This window comes from Sulfoacidibacillus ferrooxidans, assembly GCF_022606465.1.
Lineage (GTDB): Bacteria > Bacillota > Bacilli > Alicyclobacillales > SLC66 > Sulfoacidibacillus > Sulfoacidibacillus ferrooxidans.
This window is the reverse complement of sequence record NZ_JALBUF010000059.1, coordinates 1-1,089: the sequence shown is the minus strand read 5'-3', so window position 1 is coordinate 1,089 and position 1,089 is coordinate 1. Positions and strand designations below refer to the sequence as shown.

The 1,089-nt window shown below is 55.7% G+C and carries 1 rRNA gene; it reads left to right on the top strand.

Annotation, left to right across the window (positions count from 1 at the left end):
• Window positions 1-2 precede the first annotated feature (2 nt).
• Window positions 3-1,089, top strand: a 23S ribosomal RNA gene (locus tag MM817_RS16350); the annotation flags it as partial.

Below are 1,089 nucleotides of genomic sequence, written 5' to 3'. Positions count from 1 at the left end.
GAGGATAAGGTAGGAAGAGCGCACGGGGGATGCCTAGGCGCTAGGTGCCGAAGAAGGACGGGGCGAACACCGATATGCCTTGGGGAGCCGTACGCAGGCAGAGATCCGAGGATTTCCGAATGGGGGAACCTCTCTTTCGCAAGGAAAGAGACCGGTAACTGAATGCATAGGTTACACGGAGGGGACCGGGGGAACTGAAACATCTCAGTACCCCGAGGAAGAGAAAACAACAGTGATTTTCCAAGTAGCGGCGAGCGAACGGGAAAGAGCCTAAACCTGTGACGTGGTATAGCGTGCTTGCGATGCGGCATAGGGGTAGAGGGGCAATCAAGAGAAACGAAGCAACCGTTTCACAGGGGAAAGTCAGCGTAGACAAACGGCATGGGAAGGCCGGCCAGAGAGGGTGAGAGCCCCGTCGTCGACACGCTGAGAGAAGCTGAAGATTGACCCCGAGTAGGGCGGGACACGAGAAATCCCGTTTGAATCAGGGAGGACCACCTCCTAAGGCTAAATACAACCTAGCGACCGATAGTGAAGAGTACCGTGAGGGAAAGGTGAAAAGGACCGCGGGAGCGGAGTGAAAGAGAACCTGAAACCGTGTGCTTACAAGCAGTTGGAGCACCCAAGAGGTGTGACAGCGTGCCTTTTGTAGAATGAACCGGCGAGTGTCGATGGCAAGCGAGGTTAAGGGAGAGATTCCGGAGCCGGAGCGAAAGCGCGTCTGAAGAGGGCGGAAGTTTGTCGACGACGACCCGAAACCGTGTGATCTACCCCTGACCAGGGTGAAGTGGCGGTAACACGCTATGGAGGCCCGAACCCACTGACGTTGAAAAGTCAGGGGATGAGTTGGGGGTAGGGGAGAAATTCCAATCGAACACGGAGATAGCTGGTTCTCCCCGAAATCGCTTTAGGGCGAGCGTCAAGTGAGATGCAAGGTGGAGGTAGAGCACGGATTGGGCTAGGGGCCTGCATAAGGTTACCGAACCCAGTCAAACTCCGAATGCCACGCTTGTAGACTTGGCAGTCAGACTGCGAGTGCTAAGATCCGTAGTCAAGAGGGAAACAGCCCAGACCAACAGCTAAGGTCCC